The 16,227-nt window shown below is 72.8% G+C and carries 17 protein-coding genes; 9 read left to right on the forward strand and 8 right to left on the reverse strand.

Going from position 1 to position 16,227, the window contains the following annotated elements:
• Window positions 1-15 precede the first annotated feature (15 nt).
• Together LV78_RS04350 and LV78_RS04355 are read left to right on the forward strand one after the other, a co-directional pair.
• Window positions 16-456, forward strand: coding sequence for an acyl-CoA thioesterase (locus LV78_RS04350; RefSeq protein WP_096491813.1), 441 nt, complete (start codon window positions 16-18; stop codon window positions 454-456).
• A complete protein-coding gene (locus LV78_RS04355; protein WP_096497631.1) occupies window positions 449-1,075 on the forward strand; it encodes a DUF8185 domain-containing protein in 627 nt (208 codons plus the stop codon). The genes LV78_RS04350 and LV78_RS04355 overlap by 8 nt, the downstream gene beginning before the upstream one ends.
• Before the next feature lie 149 nt (window positions 1,076-1,224).
• Here the strand turns inward: LV78_RS04355 and LV78_RS04360 are convergent, their stop codons facing one another.
• The 4 genes from LV78_RS04360 to LV78_RS04375 form a co-directional block, all read right to left on the reverse strand.
• Window positions 1,225-2,820, reverse strand: coding sequence for a glycoside hydrolase family 13 protein (locus tag LV78_RS04360; protein WP_253843425.1), 1,596 nt, complete (start codon window positions 2,818-2,820; stop codon window positions 1,225-1,227).
• A gap of 77 nt (window positions 2,821-2,897) precedes the next feature.
• Window positions 2,898-3,281 carry a globin gene (locus LV78_RS04365; protein ID WP_253843426.1) on the reverse strand — a complete coding sequence of 128 codons (384 nt, stop codon included), beginning with the start codon at window positions 3,279-3,281 and terminating at the stop codon, window positions 2,898-2,900.
• 49 nt (window positions 3,282-3,330) lie between these two features.
• Entirely contained in the window at window positions 3,331-4,308 is a 978-nt protein-coding gene (locus LV78_RS04370) for a mechanosensitive ion channel family protein (protein ID WP_372494786.1), read from the reverse strand.
• A 51-nt stretch (window positions 4,309-4,359) separates the two neighbouring features.
• On the reverse strand, window positions 4,360-6,477 hold the full coding sequence (locus LV78_RS04375; RefSeq protein WP_253843427.1) for a prolyl oligopeptidase family serine peptidase: 2,118 nt from the start codon (window positions 6,475-6,477) through the stop codon (window positions 4,360-4,362).
• A 153-nt stretch (window positions 6,478-6,630) separates the two neighbouring features.
• Between LV78_RS04375 and LV78_RS04380 the strand changes: the two genes are divergently transcribed.
• A complete protein-coding gene (locus LV78_RS04380; protein WP_372494787.1) occupies window positions 6,631-7,293 on the forward strand; it encodes an HNH endonuclease in 663 nt (220 codons plus the stop codon).
• Between the two features lie 19 nt (window positions 7,294-7,312).
• Here LV78_RS04380 and LV78_RS04385 read toward each other — a convergent pair whose 3' ends face one another.
• Window positions 7,313-7,843: a DUF2345 domain-containing protein gene (locus LV78_RS04385; protein WP_253843429.1), complete on the reverse strand. Its 531-nt coding sequence runs from the start codon at window positions 7,841-7,843 to the stop codon at window positions 7,313-7,315.
• Window positions 7,844-8,165: 322 nt separating this feature from the next.
• Between LV78_RS04385 and ctaJ the strand changes: the two genes are divergently transcribed.
• On the forward strand, window positions 8,166-8,408 hold the full coding sequence (gene ctaJ, locus LV78_RS04390; protein WP_253843430.1) for an aa3-type cytochrome oxidase subunit CtaJ: 243 nt from the start codon (window positions 8,166-8,168) through the stop codon (window positions 8,406-8,408).
• Entirely contained in the window at window positions 8,395-8,871 is a 477-nt protein-coding gene (locus LV78_RS04395) for a DUF5130 family protein (RefSeq protein WP_253843431.1), read from the forward strand. The genes ctaJ and LV78_RS04395 overlap by 14 nt, the downstream gene beginning before the upstream one ends.
• 141 nt (window positions 8,872-9,012) lie before the next feature.
• Here the strand turns inward: LV78_RS04395 and pepN are convergent, their stop codons facing one another.
• Window positions 9,013-11,571, reverse strand: coding sequence for an aminopeptidase N (gene pepN / locus LV78_RS04400; RefSeq protein WP_253843432.1), 2,559 nt, complete (start codon window positions 11,569-11,571; stop codon window positions 9,013-9,015).
• A gap of 221 nt (window positions 11,572-11,792) precedes the next feature.
• Between pepN and LV78_RS04405 the strand changes: the two genes are divergently transcribed.
• A complete protein-coding gene (locus tag LV78_RS04405) occupies window positions 11,793-12,407 on the forward strand; it encodes a mycothiol-dependent nitroreductase Rv2466c family protein (RefSeq protein ID WP_253843433.1) in 615 nt (204 codons plus the stop codon).
• A gap of 67 nt (window positions 12,408-12,474) precedes the next feature.
• Here LV78_RS04405 and LV78_RS04410 read toward each other — a convergent pair whose 3' ends face one another.
• Window positions 12,475-13,251, reverse strand: coding sequence for a 2-phosphosulfolactate phosphatase (locus tag LV78_RS04410; RefSeq protein WP_253843434.1), 777 nt, complete (start codon window positions 13,249-13,251; stop codon window positions 12,475-12,477).
• Window positions 13,252-13,279: 28 nt separating this feature from the next.
• On the opposite strand from LV78_RS04410, the gene LV78_RS04415 reads away from it, so the two are divergent.
• The 3 genes from LV78_RS04415 to LV78_RS04425 are packed head-to-tail and all read left to right on the forward strand — an operon-like array spanning window position 13,280 to window position 15,220.
• Window positions 13,280-13,747 carry a ribose-5-phosphate isomerase gene (locus LV78_RS04415; protein WP_253843435.1) on the forward strand — a complete coding sequence of 156 codons (468 nt, stop codon included), beginning with the start codon at window positions 13,280-13,282 and terminating at the stop codon, window positions 13,745-13,747.
• Window positions 13,747-14,421, forward strand: coding sequence for a hypothetical protein (locus tag LV78_RS04420; RefSeq protein WP_253843436.1), 675 nt, complete (start codon window positions 13,747-13,749; stop codon window positions 14,419-14,421). Before LV78_RS04415 ends, LV78_RS04420 begins: the two co-directional genes overlap by 1 nt.
• On the forward strand, window positions 14,414-15,220 hold the full coding sequence (locus LV78_RS04425) for an Fpg/Nei family DNA glycosylase (protein WP_253843437.1): 807 nt from the start codon (window positions 14,414-14,416) through the stop codon (window positions 15,218-15,220). Before LV78_RS04420 ends, LV78_RS04425 begins: the two co-directional genes overlap by 8 nt.
• Window positions 15,221-15,366: 146 nt before the next feature.
• Here LV78_RS04425 and LV78_RS04430 read toward each other — a convergent pair whose 3' ends face one another.
• Window positions 15,367-16,155: a hypothetical protein gene (locus LV78_RS04430; RefSeq protein WP_253843438.1), complete on the reverse strand. Its 789-nt coding sequence runs from the start codon at window positions 16,153-16,155 to the stop codon at window positions 15,367-15,369.
• Window positions 16,156-16,227: the final 72 nt, after the last annotated feature.

Below are 16,227 nucleotides of genomic sequence, written 5' to 3' on the forward strand. Positions count from 1 at the left end.
GGAGGCGCGTTCAACTTGGGTGTGTTCGTCACCGGCGTCCGTCCGAGGTGGTCCGACATGGACGCGTACGGGCACGTCAACCACGCCAACACGGTCACTCTGCTGGAGGAGGCCCGCGTCGACCTGCTGTTCACCGAGGCCGTCCGGCTGGGGGTCCCCGACCTCCGCGAGGGCGTCGTGGTGGCCAAGCTCGTCGTCGAGTACCTGCAACCGCTGCTGTTCAGCGGTGACGAGGTGGTCGTGGAGATGTCGGTCCGCGAGCTCAAGTCCGCGTCCTTCACCCTCGACTACGCGGTCAGGGGCAGCCGCAGGCCGGACAGCCCGGTCGTCGCCAGGGCCGAGACCCTGATGGTGCCCTACAACGTCGCGGCGGGCCGCCCCCGCCGACTGTCCGAAGCCGAGCGCGACTTCCTCGCCGGGTGGCGCGCCGGAACGCCCGGAGGTGCCGGTGCCTGAGCTCGTCTTCAGCGACCCCAGCGAGCGCGACGACCTGGGGGCGTTCGTCGCCCGCGCGGTCCGCCTCGACCAGCAGGTGGTCGTCCGATTGCGCAACCGGCCGTCGGGCGAGCGCGTCGACGCCTGGGTGGCCACCCCGTTCGACACCCTCGCCACCCGCACCGTCGCGGGCCGCGTCGACCCCGGTGACGTCACCGTCTCCGGCAGCGACCTGCTCACCGGGCTGGCCGTGCTGCGCGGCGACACGGTCGACGCCGGTCCCGCCAAGGACCTGATGTGGCGCTCGGCCCTGCCGCCCCTGGAGGGCTGGCAGCGCGTCGACCTGCTGCCCGGCGCCGTGGTGACCGAGCTGGCCGACCAGGGCGTCGCGCTGGCCAGGGAGAACACCGGCCCGCACGGCACCCCGCCCGCGTCGCTGCTCGACCAGACCGTGCTGACCGTCTCCGGCTCCGGCCTGGACGTGAAGGTGCCGCTGCGCTGCCTGTTCGCGCTGTCCGGCATGGGCTTCCTGGGCGGCGACGACGTCCGGGTGACCGCGACCGACTCGTGGCTGCGCATCGACGCCCGCTTCGGCGCGGTGGTCAGGCGTCGGCACTCGATGCTGCCGCTGCTGGTGTGAGGACGAGGGCCGGGAGGCTGTGTCACTCCTAGAAGCGGAGGCTGTGTCACTCCTAGAAGCGGAGGCCTGACTGCGCACGGGGAAAAGCGCCCCGTGCGCAGTCACCGCTCCGCTTCACAAAGCAGGTCGGGGGTGCCGTTGGGTGTGGCTCAGACGAGCCAGACGGCGGTGTCCGGGGGGAGCTGGTCGCCGTCCATCGGCCCGCTGGAGAGCAGGACCTCGCCCGGCGGCAGCGGCACCGGTGCGCCCGAGGTGTTCAGGGCGCAGATCAGCCCCCCGCCCTTGCGGCGGAACGCGAAGCAGCCGGGGGGCGCCCCGTACCACTCCAGCTCGGTGCCGGACATGCCCTCGGTGGACTTCCGCAGCTCCAGCGCCTGCCGGTACAGCGACAGCATCGAGTCCGGGTCCTCCAGCTGCCGCTCGGCGGTCAGCCCGGCCCACTCCTCCGGCTGCGGCAGCCAGGTCCCGTGCCCGGAGGTGAACCCGAACGGCGGGGCCGAGCCCTCCCAGGGCAGCGGCACGCGGCAGCCGTCGCGGCCCCGGTCGGTGTGCCCGGAGCGCTCCCACGTCGGGTCCTGGAGCGCCCAGTCGGGCAGCTCCACGTTCGGCAGGCCCAGCTCCTCGCCGTTGTACAGGTAGACCACGCCCGGCAGCGCCAGCTGCACCAGCGCCATCGCCCGCGCCCGCTGCGCGCCCAGCGCGCCGCCGCCGTACCGGGTCACGTGCCGCACCACGTCGTGGTTGGACAGCGTCCAGGTCGGCGGGGTGCCGGTCGGCGCCACGGCGGCCAGCGCGTGCTCGATCGCCGCGCGCACCTGCTCGGCCTCGAACCCGGCCTGCACCAGGCGGAAGTTGAAGCCCAGGTGCAGCTCGTCCGGCCGCACGTAGCGGGCGAACCGGTCGTCGCCCTGCACCCAGATCTCGCCCACGGCCATCCGGCCGGGGTAGGAGTCGATCACCTTCCGGATCATCCGGTGGTGCTCGTGCACGCCGTCGTCGTCGAACCTCGGGTCGAGCGCGTTGTCGTGCAGCACCCCGGAGGCCTGCTCGGCGCGCACGTCCATGTCCGGCAGGCCGTGCGGCTTGGCCATGCCGTGCGCGACGTCGATCCGGAACCCGTCGACGCCCCGGTCCAACCAGAACCGCAGGGTCCGCGCCAGGTCGGCGGGCACCTCCGGGTTGTCCCAGTTCAGGTCCGGCTGCTCCGGCGCGAACAGGTGCAGGTACCACTGGCCGTCCGCGACCCGCGTCCACGCCGGGCCGCCGAAGATGCTGGTCCAGTTGTTCGGCGGCTGCGAGCCGTCGAAGCCCTGCCCGTCGCGGAAGATGTAGCGGTTCCGCTCGGGGCTGCCCGGCCCGGCCAGCAGCGCGGCCTGGAACCACTCGTGCCGGTCGCTGCTGTGGTTCGGCACCAGGTCGACGGTGATCTTCATGTTGTGCTCGTGGGCCTCGGCGACCAGCCGGTCGAACGCGGCCAGGTCGCCGAACAGCGGGTCGACGTCGCGCGGGTCCGCGACGTCGTAGCCGTGGTCGGCCATCGGGGAGGTGTAGAACGGCGTGAGCCACAGGGCGTCGACGCCCAGCAGTTCGAGGTAGCCGAGCCGGGAGCGGATGCCGTCCAGATCACCGACCCCGTCGCCGTTCGAGTCGGCGAACGAGCGGACGTAGACCTGGTAGAAGACGGCGTCGTGCCACCAGGCTGACTCGTCGGCCTGCTCGGGGCTGAGGTCGGAGGAACGTCGCACGAGGGTTCATCCTGCCATTCGGTGTGGTCGGCCGGGACCCGGTCGGGGCAGTCGCGGGAGTGCGGTCGGGGTACCGCTCAGCCCCAGGTGTTGACCAGGCTGTTCGCGGCCATCTCCAGGTACCCCCACAGCTGCTCCCGCTGCTGGGGCGTGAGGTCGGCCTCGTCCACGCCGACCTTGGCGCAGCGCAGCCAGGCGTCCCGCTCCCTCGGCCCGATCTCGAACGGCATGTGCCGCATCCGCAGCCGGGGGTGGCCCCTGCGCTCGGAGTAGGTGTGCGGGCCGCCCCAGTACTGCATGAGGAAGAGCCGGAACCGCTCCTCGGCGGGCCCCAGGTCCTGCTCCGGGTACATCGGCCGCAGCACCTCGTCCTTGGCGACCTCCTCGTAGAAGCGGGCGACGATGCGGCGGAACGTCTCGTACCCGCCCACCGCTTCGTAGAAGTTCTCCGGCGTGGTCACCCGTCCATCCTGACTCACCGCCGCCCGCGAGCGCGCACGGGGGCGGCCATCAGGACTTCTTGATCACGGGCGTCGGCGTGCCGTAGTTGCGGGGCGGGGCGGGCGTCACGGAGGGCGCCGTCGCGGCGGCCGGGCTCAGCGAGATGCCCTGGTCCTCCAGCGCGGGCATCAGCTTCGCCCGCAGCGCCCGCTGCACCGCCCACTGGCGGCCCGGCCGCACCTTCGTCGTCACCCGGATGGTCAGGCCCTCCGGGGTGACCTTCTCCACACCGAGCACGTCCGGCTTCGCGATCACGTCGTCGGACAGCGGCTCGGACTCGGTCGCCTCGGCGGCGGCCTTGGACAGGATCGCGGTGACGTCGGCCAGGTTCGCGCCGTACGCCAGCGGCAGGTCCACCACCGCCACGGCGAAGCCCTGCGAGGAGTTGCCCACCCGCAGGATCTCGCCGTTGCGCACGTACCAGACGGTGCCGTTGGTGTCCCGGATCGTGGTGATCCGCAGGCCGACGCTCTCCACGGTGCCGGTGGCCGGGCCGAGGTCGACCACGTCGCCGACGCCGTACTGGTCCTCCAGCATCATGAACATGCCGGACAGGAAGTCCTTCACCAGGTTCTGGGCGCCGAAGCCGATCGCGACGCCCAGGATGCCCGCGGAGGTCAGGATCGGCGCGACGTTCATGCCCAGCTCGGTGAGCACCTGGATGAACGCCACGCCGAACACGACCATCGTGACGACGGACTTGAGGACCGAGCCGATGGTGCGGGCGCGCTGCTCGCGGCGCTCGGACACCAGCGCGCCCAGCGCCTGCGGGGCCCGCTCGCGCAGCGGTCGCAGCAGCCGGGGCTTGCGGTCCTTGCCGTTCCCGCCGAGGGTGAGCCGGTCGATCAACCGCCGGAGCAGGAACCGGACGATCACGGCGATCAGCACCGTGAGCGTGATCCGGATCGCGCCCTCCGCGAGCTTCGGCCCGTTCTCCACCCACCAGTCAACGGCCAACGTCGACTTCACGTCGTCCACGACCTCCACCTGCGAATCCTCCCTAGCGGCTGACAACCCGGCGGTCCACGGCCCAGCGGCTCACAGCTCCAGGCCGGTCGCCCACGCCAGGAACGACACCTGGTCCGCGGCCAGCGCGACCGACCTGCTCACCGACCGGCCCGCGTGGCCGACCTCGGTCTCCCGGCGGATCAGCACCGGGTGCTTGACCGGATCGCTCGCCGTGGCGGCCTGGAGGGCCGCGCACATCTTGCGGGCGTGGTTGGGGTCGACCCGGCTGTCCGACTCGAACACCGTGAACAGCACCGAAGGGTACTCAACTCCGGGTGCGACCCGGTGGTACGGAGAGTAGGACAGCAGCCAGCCCAGCTCCTCCGGGACGGCCGCGCTGCCGTACTCCTCGGCCCACAGCCTGCCCAGCAGGAACCGCTCGTACCGGACCATGTCGAGCAGCGGCGCCGAGCAGACCACCGCCGCGTACAGCTCCGGCCGCTGGGTCAGCGCGGCCCCGACCAGCAGTCCGCCGTTGGACCCACCCATGATCGCCAGTTGCTGCGGGGTCGTCCACCCCTGTCCCACCAGGTGCTCGGCGGCGGCGTGGAAGTCGTCGAACACGTTCTGCTTGCGCTCGCGCCTGCCCGCCCGGTGCCACTCCTCGCCCTCCTCGTCACCGCCGCGCAGCGACACGTGCGCCCACACCCCGCCCGCCTCGGCCCAGGCCAGCGCGGTCGAGGTGTAGCCGGGGCCCCGGCCGACGGCGAAGCCGCCGTAGCCGGTGAGCAGCGCGGGCCTGGGCAGGTCGGGCTCGGCCGAGCCCGCGACCAGGAACATCCGCACGGTGGTGCCGTCCGGCGAGGTGAACTCGACCTGCCGGGTGGTCACGTCCGGCAGCCGCACCGAGCCGGGGTTGGGGGTGTCCAGGACGGTCTCGCCGGTCGAGATCGAGAAGCGGTGCACGGACACCGGCGTGGCGAAGTCGGTCCAGCCGAACCACAGCCGGTCGTCGTCCGGGTCGGTGAGCGCGTCGGTGGTCGTCCAGCCGTGCACCGAGCCCGTGCCCGGCGTCGGGATCTCGCGCACGTGCGCCCCGGACGCGTCGTGCAGGTGCAGCTCGGACACCGCGTGCCGGGTGCGCAGCAGCACCAGCGACCCCGCCACCAGGCCCGAGCCCTCCAGCACCGAGTCCTGCTGCTCGGGCACCAGCTCGGTCCAGTCCTCGGGCGCGCCGGGGTCGGCCGGGTCGGTGACGCACAGCCGGAACCTCGGGGCGCCCAGGCTCGTGGTCAGGTACAGCCTGCCGTCGCGGGCCACCGACGCGCCGGTCCGCGCGCCCGCGTCGGCGGTGATCACCGGGCGCAGGCCGCCGCCTGCCGGTGAGTCGGACGCGGCCAGGTCCGCGATCCACACCGAGTTGTGCTGCACCGTGCCCGCCGCGCCGCTGACCACCAGCCAGCGGCCGTCCGCCGACACCGACAGGCCGTAGTAGTAGGTGTGGTCCAGCTCGTCGCCGTGCACGTTCGCGTCGGTCGACGGGTCGGCGCCCACCCGGTGCCGCCACACCCTGCGGTGGAACAGCCGCTCGTCCTCCGGCACCAGCTCGGGGGCGAGCTGCCGCACGTAGAAGAACTCCTCGCCGCCGGGCAGCCAGCCGACGGGGGAGTAGCGGCAGCGGTCGATCGGGCCCTCGACCAGCTCGCCGGAGTCCACGTCCAGCACGTGCAGCAGCGAGTGCTCGTCGCCGCCCACCGACACCTGGTAGGCCAGCCGGGTCCCCTCGCGCGAGGGCGACCAGCCGTCCAGGGTCGTCGCGCCGGTCGGGTCCAGCGCCACCGGGTCGAGCAGCACCCGCTCCGAGCCGTCCGGCTCGCGCACGCGCAGCACGGCGTGGTCCTGGTCGGGGTCGCGGCGGGTGAAGAACGCGCGGCCCGCCCGCCACACCGGCGCGCCGACCGACCCGGTGCGGCTCAGCTCGGCCAGCCGGGCGGCCAGCGCCTCGCGGCCGGGCAGCGCGCCCAGCCAGGACGCGGTCAGCTCGTCCTGCGCCGCGGACCAGCGCTCGGTCTCGGGGGCGGCCGGGTCCTCCAGCCAGCGGTACGGGTCGGCGACCCGGCGCCCGTGCAGGTCCTCGACGAGGTCCAGCCGGGTGGCCGGTGGGTACGCGGGCGTCGCGGGCAGTGTCGCGGGACTGTGCTCGGTCACCTCGCCGAGCGTAGCCCCGCCGTTGAAAACGATCGCCGATAGGAGGCGGCGCGTCGGGGATCGGGCTTCCGGTCGACGACAGGTCGCATATCACAGGTGATTTTTGGGGGTGAAGTGTGGTCTGCTAGGCGCAGAACCGGTGGAGGTGGTCGCGTGCCAGACCGACAACCCACCCCGATCGGCGCCCTGGTGAACGCCGGGATCGCGCCGCCGGCCCCGTCCGGCCAAAAACAGCCAGGTGTGCACGCTGTGGCCGGTGGGGAGGGGTCCGGGTCGGTGGTCACGCCGATCGTGTTCCCCTGGGGTAGACGCAAGGTGCTGCTGCTCAACACGACCTTCGAGCCCCTGACCGCGCTGCCGCTGCGCCGCGCCGTCGTGCTCGTGGTCTGCGGCAAGGCCGAGGTGGTGCACGGGGACCCGGACGGGACCGTGCTGCACTCCTCGACGGCCGAGGTGCTCGTGCCCTCGGTGATCAGGCTGAGCAACCACGTCCGGGTGCCCTACCGCGGGCGCGTGCCGCTGACCAGGGCGGGGCTGATGCACCGCGACCGGTACCGGTGCGCCTACTGCGGCGGGCGGGCCGAGACGATCGACCACGTCGTGCCGAGGAGCCGGGGCGGCCCCCACACGTGGACCAACTGCGTGGCGTGCTGCGCCAAGTGCAACCACCGCAAGGCCGACAAGCTGCTGTCGGAGCTGGGGTGGCGGTTGCGCGTGGTGCCCGCCGCGCCCAGGGGCCCGCACTGGCGGCTCCTGGCCGGGGTGACCGAGGCCGACCCGCAGTGGCTCCCGTACCTGGGGGAACCGGCTGCTTAGGGGCTGACCCGGCCCCCTCTCACGCGGCGAGCGCGGTGATGCGCACGCTGTCGTCCTGGCGCGCCGTGATGCGGACGCTGTCGTCGTCGCGCGCCGTGATGCGCACCGAGTCGTCGTGCGCGGTGATGCGGACGCTGTCGTCGTGCGCGGTGATGCGCACCGAGTCGTCCGCCGCCGTGATGCGCACGGACCCGTCGTCCTGCCGCGCCGTGATGCGGACCGAGTCGTCGGCCGCCGTGATCCGGACCGAGTCGTCACGCCCCGTGATCCGCACGCTCCCGCCCGCCGTGATCCGCACGCTGTCGTCCGCACTGGTGCGGAGAGGGCCCGGCGCGCCCTCGAAGCGCCGGTCGGCCGCCGCGGTGCGCGCGCTGCCCAGGCAGGTGATCCGGACGGAGTCGGTCGCCGTGATGCGGACGGACTCGTCCGCCGTGCCGAGAGCGGCTCTGGCGGTCGCCGCGAACCGCCGAGTGGCCGTAACAGATTGCGTCCAGTGGGTGTCCGGCAAAAGGGTGACGACAACAGCCTGGGGGGACTCCGAGGTGTACATGTCGTGCCTTCCGTGGCTCAATGTGTGGGATTTGCCAACCTGGGGCGGAACCGCAAGGTCCGTACAGGTGAAAAGTTAGAAGGCTTGACCGGGAAGGACAAGACGCCAAACCGGCACCCGTCCACACCCGTCCGGTGGCAGACCGTCCGGCCGTGCGGGATGCTGCGCCCGGCTCGGGGCGCTGGGCCGAACGGTTGCCGGAGCCCTCGTGGCGCGGCTCGGCCGTTCACAGCCGGGAGACCCCTGGGGTCGCCCGCTGACCAGCGAAGGGGCGCTCGCCCCCGATCGGACGGCGCGCGGCTGATCGGTTACGGTAGCGGCCGTGACCATCGTGGAGACCGTTCTCGTCTTCGCGCTGATCCCGCTGGCCCTCTTCGGCGTGATCGCGCTACTGACGCTGAGGCGGAAGACGAACCGCGTCCAGCGCTACCGACCGGGCCAGGAGTGGACCCACCCGCCGGTCTGGTGGAGCGCGAACGCGGTGGGACAGCAGGCGACCAGCAGCACCGGGACCGCTCAGGCGGCAGGCGGAACGGCCAGGGGAGGCGCTCGTGGGAGCTGGTGAGGTGGCCCGTCCCGCGATCGACCCGGCGGACCTGAAGCCCGGTGAGGCGATCACCGGCAGCGGCCGGATCTCCGCGGCGCGGATGCACGAGGCCCAGACCCCGAGCCTGCCGTTCACGCCGGTGCAGCTCGCCGCCCTGGACGACGCCCTGACCCTGGCCAGCCGCACGACCGGCCTGGACTTCAGCGTCTACCTGGGCGAGCTGGGCGGCAAGGAGAGCAGGGCGAAGGCGGAGCAGCTGCACGCCTCGACCCCGAGGCCGTCGACCGCCGTGCTGGTCGCGGTGTCGCCCGGCGAGCGCGTGGTCGAGGTCGTGACCGGAGAGGAAGCGCACCGCAGGCTGGCCGACCGGGGCGCGAAGCTCGCGGTCATGAGCATGATCGCCTCCTTCAAGGAGGGCGACCTGTCCGGCGGCATCGTCGGCGGGCTGCGAATGCTGACGGACCAGGCAGGCAGAAAGTAAGTACCCCCGAACACCGAGAGCCCCGGTGGACACCGTCCACCGGGGCTCTCGCACGTCAGCACCCGTGAAGACGCCGAGGAGCGGTGCCTGCGCAGAGACGCTTTTCCTCTGCGCAGGCAGGCCTCCTCGGCGTTAGGAGTGTTACAGCCGGTCGAACTCCTGCGCCGCAAGCGCGCGCACGATGCCCGCGCGCCCCTCCGACACCAACCGCCGCAGCGCGGGCGGGCGCTCCTGGGCCAGCCACTCGTCCGAGGCCGCCACCGTCTCCTGGGTGATCGACCACGACGGGTACAGCCCCACGACCACGGACTGCGCCCGCTCGCTGGACCGCCGCTCCCACACGTCCGCCACGTCCCGGAAGTACCGGGCCGCGTACGGCGCCAGCAGCTCCTTCTGCGCCGGGTGCTGGATGCCGAAGACGATCGCCTCGCTCACCGCGTTCGGCAGGGCGTCGTCGTTCACCGCCCGGTCCCAGGCCTCGTCCTTGGCCTCCACCGTCGGCCGCATCGCGCGCGCCGACTGCGCCCGCCGGTGCCCGGTGGAGGTGGGGTCGCGCTCCTCCTCGGCCGCGATCTCCTCGGCACCCGCCGCGCCGTGCGCCACCAGCGCCTGGAGCAGCCGCCACCGCAGGTCGGTGTCCACGTCGAGCCCGGCCAGCGGCGCGGAGCCGTCCAGCCAGCCCTTCAGCACCGCCACGGCCTCCTCGTCCAGCACCGACCCGGTGAGCGCGTTGACGAACGCCAGCTGGTGGTCCGAGCCCGGCTCCGCGCTCCGCGCCAGGTCCAGGGTGGTGGCGGTGAACCGCGACCAGCCCTCCGCGCGCCACGACGCGTCCGCGTAGGACGACAGCGCGGTCTGCGCCTGGAGCAGCAGCCGCTGCACCACGCCCACCTCGGACTCCGAGCCCAGCCCGCCCAGCACCAGGTTCACGAAGTCGCGGGCCTTCAGCTCGGCCTCGCGGGTCATCTCCCACGCGGCCGACCAGCACAGGGTGCGCGGCAGCGGCTCGGCGATGTCGGAGATCCGGTCGACCAGCGTCGCCAGCGAGTCCGGGTCCAGCCGCATCGTGCAGTAGGTGAGGTCGTCGTCGTTGACCAGCACCAGCTTGCCCCGGTGCACGCCGACCAGCTCGGGCACGTCCGTGCTCTCGCCGGACACGTCCAGCTCGACCCGGTGCTTGCGCACCAGCTTGCCGTCCTCCTCGTCGTACACGCCGACGGCCAGCCGGTGCGTGCGCAGCTCGCCCGCGCCCGGCCGCGCCCCGCCCTGCACGACGGCGAACTCGGTGAACCGGCCCTCGGCGTCCACGGAGTACTTGGGGCGCAGCAGGTTCAGGCCGGTGGTCTCCAGCCACTGCGCGCTCCACCACGACAGGTCGCGGCCGGAGGCCTCCTCCAGCGCGCCCAGCAGGTCGGCCAGCGTGGCGTTGCCCCACGAGTGCTTGGCGAAGTAGACCCGCAGGCCCGCCAGGAAGTTCTCCAGGCCCACGTACGCCACCAGCTGCTTGAGCACCGAGGCGCCCTTGGCGTACGTGATGCCGTCGAAGTTGACCTCGACCGCCTGCACGTCCGGGATGTCCGCGGCCACCGGGTGCGTCGACGGGAGCTGGTCCTGCCGGTACGCCCAGGACTTCTCGATCTTCGCGAACGTGGTCCAGGCGTGCTTGTACTCGGTCGCGCCCGCCTGCGCCAGCACCGACGCCCAGGTGGCGAACGACTCGTTCAGCCACAGGTCGTCCCACCAGCGCATGGTGACCAGGTCGCCGAACCACATGTGCGCCATCTCGTGCAGCACGGTCTCGGCGCGGCGCTCGTACAGGTAGCGCGTCACCCGGCTGCGGAAGACGTAGTCCTCCAGGAAGGTGACGCAGCCCGCGTTCTCCATCGCGCCCGCGTTGAACTCCGGCACGAAGCACTGGTCGTACTTCCCGAACGGGTACTTCACGCCGAACGCCTCGTGGAAGAACCCGAAGCCCTGCTTGGTCTCGGTGAACAGCCGCTCGTGGTCCATGTGCGCGGCCAGCGAGGCGCGGCAGTAGATGCCGAGGGGGATCGTGGTCTCGCCGTCGGTGAACTCGTCGCGCCACTCGGCGTACGGTCCGGCGACCATCGCCACCAGGTAGGTGGACATGGGCTTCGTGGTGCCGAAGACGTGCTTGGCGGCGCCGCCCTCGCCCTCCGAGGTGGACTCGACCGCCGCGTTGGACACCACCTTCCAGTGCGCGGGCGCCTGCACGGTGATGTCGTAGACGGCCTTGAGGTCGGGCTGGTCGAAGCAGGTGAACATGCGCTTCGCGTCGGCCGTCTCGAACTGCGAGTACAGGTAGACCTCGCCGTCGACCGGGTCGACGAACCGGTGCAGGCCCTCACCGGTGTTCATGTACCGGCAGTCGGCCTCGACCAGGAGCTCGTTGGTCTCGGCCAGGTCGGACAGCGCGATGCCGTCCTCCTCGCGGTAGCCGGAGACGTCGAGCTCGACGCCGTTGAGCACCGCGCGGCGCACCGAGGCGGCCACGAGGTCGATGCGGGTGGAGGCACCCGCCTCGCGGCTGCGGAAGGTCACCGCCGTGGTCGAGCGGAACGTCTCCGAACCCGGCTTGCCGCCTCCGTCGGTCAGGTCCAGCTCGATCCGGTAGGAGTCGACTTCCAGCAGTCCGGCGCGCTGCTGCGCCTCGTCGCGGGTGAGGTTGGGTGCCGCCACTGGTCACCTCGTCTGTCGTCGCGCGGAGCGCCGACCTCGTCGGTACGGGGAAATGGAAATGGTGTCGTGTTGGTGAACACGGCCTCCGCATCCAATCACGCGCGGGCGGATCAGGTGGACTCCATCGCCGGGAAGAGGACGGGCGGCCGGGTGGTTGTCTGTTGACGGGGGACCGCAGTCGGGCACCCCGTCACGACCGCACCGGCAGTGAGGACAGCAGCATGTCGTCAGCAGGCAGCACCAAGGTCGACTTCTACTTCGACCCGCTCTGCCCGTTCGCGTGGATCACCTCCCGGTGGATCCTGGAGGTCGAGAAGCACCGGGACCTCGACCTGGAGTTCCACGTCATGAGCTTGTCCGTCCTCAACGAGGGCCGCGACCTCGACCCGCAGTACCGCGAGATGATGGACAAGGGCTGGGGGCCCGTCCGGGTGGCGATCGCGGCCGAGAAGGCGCACGGCAACGCGGTGCTGCGCGACCTGTACACCGCGCTGGGCACCCGCATCCACAACGAGGGCAACAAGGACTGGGACGAGGTCATCAAGCTCGCCCTGGAGGAGGTCGGGCTGCCCGCCGAGCTGGCCGCCGCCGCCACCTCCACCGAGCACGACGAGGAGCTCAAGGCCAGCCACCACCGCGGCATGGACCCGGTGGGCATGGACGTCGGCACGCCCACCATCCACATCGACGGGGTGGCGTTCTTCGGGCCCGTGCTCACGAAGATCCCGCGCGGCGAGGACGCGGTGAAGGTCTTCGACGGCGCCAGGCTGCTCGCGGGCTTCCCGGAGTTCTTCGAGCTCAAGCGCACCCGCACCGGGTCGCTCGACTTCTCCTGAGACCGGCTCCCCGCAGCGGCGCGAACCCGTGCCGCTGCGGGGCGGCTTCACCTTTAAGGGTGAAAAGTTAAGCGCTTTCCGGCCGTTGATCGGGCACCCGTCCGGGTGAGTGCGCCCGCAGCACGCCGTCGACGAGCCGGGGCGCGGACGTGCTCGCGCCGACCAGTGCCGCCAGCTCCACGTCGGCCGCGCGTCCCGCCGCGATCAGCTCCCGGCCCGAGCCGCACCCGCGCAGCGCCGCCGCCACGTCGGCGCCCGCCCACGCCGTCGCGGCCAGCCGGGCCTCCACCGACAGCAGCCCGTCCGGCGGCAGGTCCCCCTCGCCCGCCAGCGCCCTCACCAGCCCGGCCACGACCGCGCCCGCGCCCAGCAGGTCCTCGGCGCACGGCCGCAGCGGTCCCGCCGAGGCGGGAGTCCCCGAGGTCAGGTCCACGCCCCACCGCTCCCCGGCCGGGACCACCCCGATCGGCCCGCCGCCCGCCAGCTCCACCGCGGCGGCGGCCACCGCGCCCGCGTTGCGCAGGCAGCCGGCCAGCACCACCGCCCCCGTCGCCCCGGCGAGCGCGCACAGCGTCGCCCCGTTGGGCGAGGCCAGCACCACCTCCTCGCCCGGCGGGACCTCCAGCAGCGCCGAGGGCCGCAGCGCCCACCGCGACCCCTCGGCCGAGTCCCGCTCGCCCCACACCACCGGCCGCACGCTCGCGTCCCGCCCGACCACCACATCCACCGCCGTGGTGAACGACAGAACGTCGACCACCACGAGGACCGCGCACTCACCGCCCAGCGCGGACACCCCCTCGCCGCCCCACTCCACCCTGACCCGGCAACCCTGTTGTCCGAACACGGCGCGCAGGATGGCAGACTTCACCGACGTGCGCGTTTACCTTGGATCGGACCACGCGGGCTTCGAGCTGAAGACCCACCTCGTGCAGTACCTGACCGAGACGGGCCACGAGGTCGTCGACGTCGGCCCGGCGGTGTACGACGCCGAGGACGACTACCCCCCGTTCTGCATCGAGGCGGCCCGCCGCGTCGTCGCCGACGAGGGCAGCCTGGGCATCGTGATCGGCGGCTCCGGCAACGGGGAGCAGATCGCGGCCAACAAGGTCCCCGGCGCCCGCTGCGCCCTGGCCTACAACACCGAGACCGCCCAGCTCGCCCGCCAGCACAACAACGCCCAGCTGATCGGCGTCGGCGGTCGGATGCACACCACCGAGGAGGCCACGGCGATCGTCGAGGCGTTCCTCGCGACCCCGTTCTCCGAGCAGGAGCGGCACGCCCGGCGCGTCGAGATCCTCGCCGAGTACGAGCGCACCGGTCAGGCCCCGGCCCTGCCCTGATGCCCACCGCACGCGACCTGCTGTTCCGCGACGCGGACGGCGAACCGCTCTCCGAGCCCGACGAGGTGCTGTACTCCGGCGACCCGCGCTACCTGGCGCGGGTCGCGGACCTCAGGGCGCTGCTCACCGACGAGTCCGCCGAGGGCTACCACCGGTTCCTGGCGGTCCTCGCGCTCACCGCCTGGGGCCACGCCCCGGTGTACCCGGTCGTGGCCGCGATCGCGCGGGCCGGTCGGGGCTCCCCCTGGTACGGCAAGTTCCGCGCGGGCACCGACGGCGACTACTCGTTCCCGGAGCTGGCGGGCGCGGTCGCCGAGGGCAGGGGCCGCACCGACGACGAGCAGGCCAGGCTGACCGCGCTGCGCGAGCTGCTGGCCCGCGCCGACGAGGTCCGCTTCGACTGGCAGCTCGCCCACGCGGCCGACGAGCCGGAGCTGGCCGACGCGCTGGCCGAGGCGATCGGCCGCTGCCTGGCCCGCACCGACGAGCCGGACTTCGACCGGGTGCTGCAAGCGGCCGACCTGTGCGCGGTCCTGGCCCGCCACGACCGCCCGCGTGCCGAGGCGCTGGCCCGCGAGCTGCTGGCCCGCGACGCCCGCACGACCGTCCGCACCCACCTGTGCCCGGTGGTCCCCTTCACGCCCGAGGCGCGACCGGGGCGGACCGATGCCTGAGGGCCACGTCCTGCACCGCATCGCGCGGCTGCACCAGCGCACCTACGCGGGCCGGGCGCTCACCGTCACCAGCCCGCAGGGCCGCTTCGCCGCCGAGGCGGTGGACGGCCGGGTGCTGGTCAAGGCCGAGGCGCACGGCAAGCACCTGCTGCACGTGTACGGACCGGACGCGATCGTGCACGTCCACCTGGGCCTGTACGGCAAGTTCGCCGAGCACGAGCCGCCGATGACCGAGCCGGTGGGGCAGGTGCGGATGCGGATCGAGGCCGAGCACCACTGGACCGACCTGCGCGGCCCGGCCGCGTGCGAGGTGCTGACCCTGGACGGGGTGGCCGCGCTGCGCGCCCGCCTCGGCCCGGACCCGCTGCGCCGGGACGCGAAGCCCGCCGAGGCGCTGGCCAGGATCCGGCGCTCCAAGCAGCCGCTGGCCACCCTGCTGATGGACCAGAGGGTCGTGGCCGGGATCGGCAACATCTACCGCGCGGAGCTGCTGTTCCGCCACGGCATCGACCCGATGAAGCAGGGCAGCGCCGTGGACGAGGAGCTGTGGTCGGCGATGTGGCCGGACCTGGTGGCCCTGATGCGCGACGGCGTGAAGGCAGGCCGCATCGACACCGTGCGCCCGGAGCACCTGCCGGAGGCGACCGGCCGCGCCCCGCGCGAGGACCGGCACGGCGGCGAGGTCTACGTCTACCGGCGGGCGGGACAGCCCTGCCTGGTCTGCGGGACCCCGGTGGCGCACGCGGTCCTGGCCGCCCGCAACCTGTACTGGTGTCCTTCTTGCCAGCGACATTCCTAGAAGCGGAGCGGTGACACTCCTAGAAGCGGAGGCCTGACCCCGCAGGAGGAAAAGCGCCTCCTGCGTGGTCACCGCTCCGCTTCACAGGGCTTGCAGCGCTGAGGGCGGTTTCCCTGCGGGGAAACCGCCCTCAGCGCCGTCACGGCTCAGAAGTCGAAACCGCCGCCGAAGTCGCCGCCACCGTCGAAACCGCCGCCGCTGTCGAACCCGCCGAAGTCGCCACCACCGAAGTCGTCGCCACCCATGTCACCGCCGCCGTCGCCGCCGTCAGCGCCCTCGGCGCCGTCCGCGTACCCGTCGGCGTAAGCCTCGTTCAGCACGTCCGGCGACACCCCGGACATCCCGGAGAACATCGCGCTCATCAGCAGCATCGAGCCGACGCCCCAGGCGCCCGCGACCAGCGCGGGCTTCCACCAGGGCTCGCTGTACCAGCCCTGCGGCACCGGCCGCCCGGCCACCACACCGCCGGGGTAGTAGTGCGGCGTGTTCTGCCCCGGCTGCGGCGATGCCGCGTAGCTGTGGCCCTCCACGCTGACGTTCCGGTCCTCGGAAACGCGGCCCGCCTTGCCCTGGCCGGTCAGGTCCGGCAGCTCGGGGCCGGGGTCGATGCCCATGGCGGTCCGCGCGGCCCGCACGTAGTACAGGCCCTCCATCGCGGTCTGCGTCACGAGCCTGCACTGCTCGACCGTCTTGGCCTGCTCCATCTGCGACCCGGCGGCGGTGAACCGCTCGGAGGCGTCGGCGAGGGCCTGCGTCGACGCGGTGTCGGTGCCCGTCAACGACATCACCTGCCCGCCGAGCCGCTCGACCCAGCGCCGCGCGTCGGCCTGCGCGTCCTCAAGCTCGCGCTGCCGGGCCGCCGCGCGGTTGCGCGACGACACGAAGATCGCGCCCGCCACGACCACGAGCAGCACGAGCACGACTGCGGTGCCCACGGTTCCCTCCAAGGGGTCTCGGCTGTCCGTCCTGCCCGGTAGAACGAGCGCGGCCGTCCCCCGGTTCCCCTC

The sequence above is a fragment of the Actinosynnema pretiosum genome (assembly GCF_024171695.1).
GTDB lineage: Bacteria > Actinomycetota > Actinomycetes > Mycobacteriales > Pseudonocardiaceae > Actinosynnema > Actinosynnema pretiosum.

Bases quoted from the DNA above. Each gene is read 5' to 3' on its own strand.
- LV78_RS04385 (WP_253843429.1), bottom strand. From the start codon at position 7,843: ATGTACACCTCGGAGTCCCCCCAGGCTGTTGTCGTCACCCTTTTGCCG.
- LV78_RS04405 (WP_253843433.1), top strand. From the start codon at position 11,793: ATGTCGTCAGCAGGCAGCACCAAGGTCGACTTCTACTTCGACCCGCTC.
- LV78_RS04420 (WP_253843436.1), top strand. From the start codon at position 13,747: ATGCCCACCGCACGCGACCTGCTGTTCCGCGACGCGGACGGCGAACCG.
- LV78_RS04425 (WP_253843437.1), top strand. From the start codon at position 14,414: ATGCCTGAGGGCCACGTCCTGCACCGCATCGCGCGGCTGCACCAGCGC.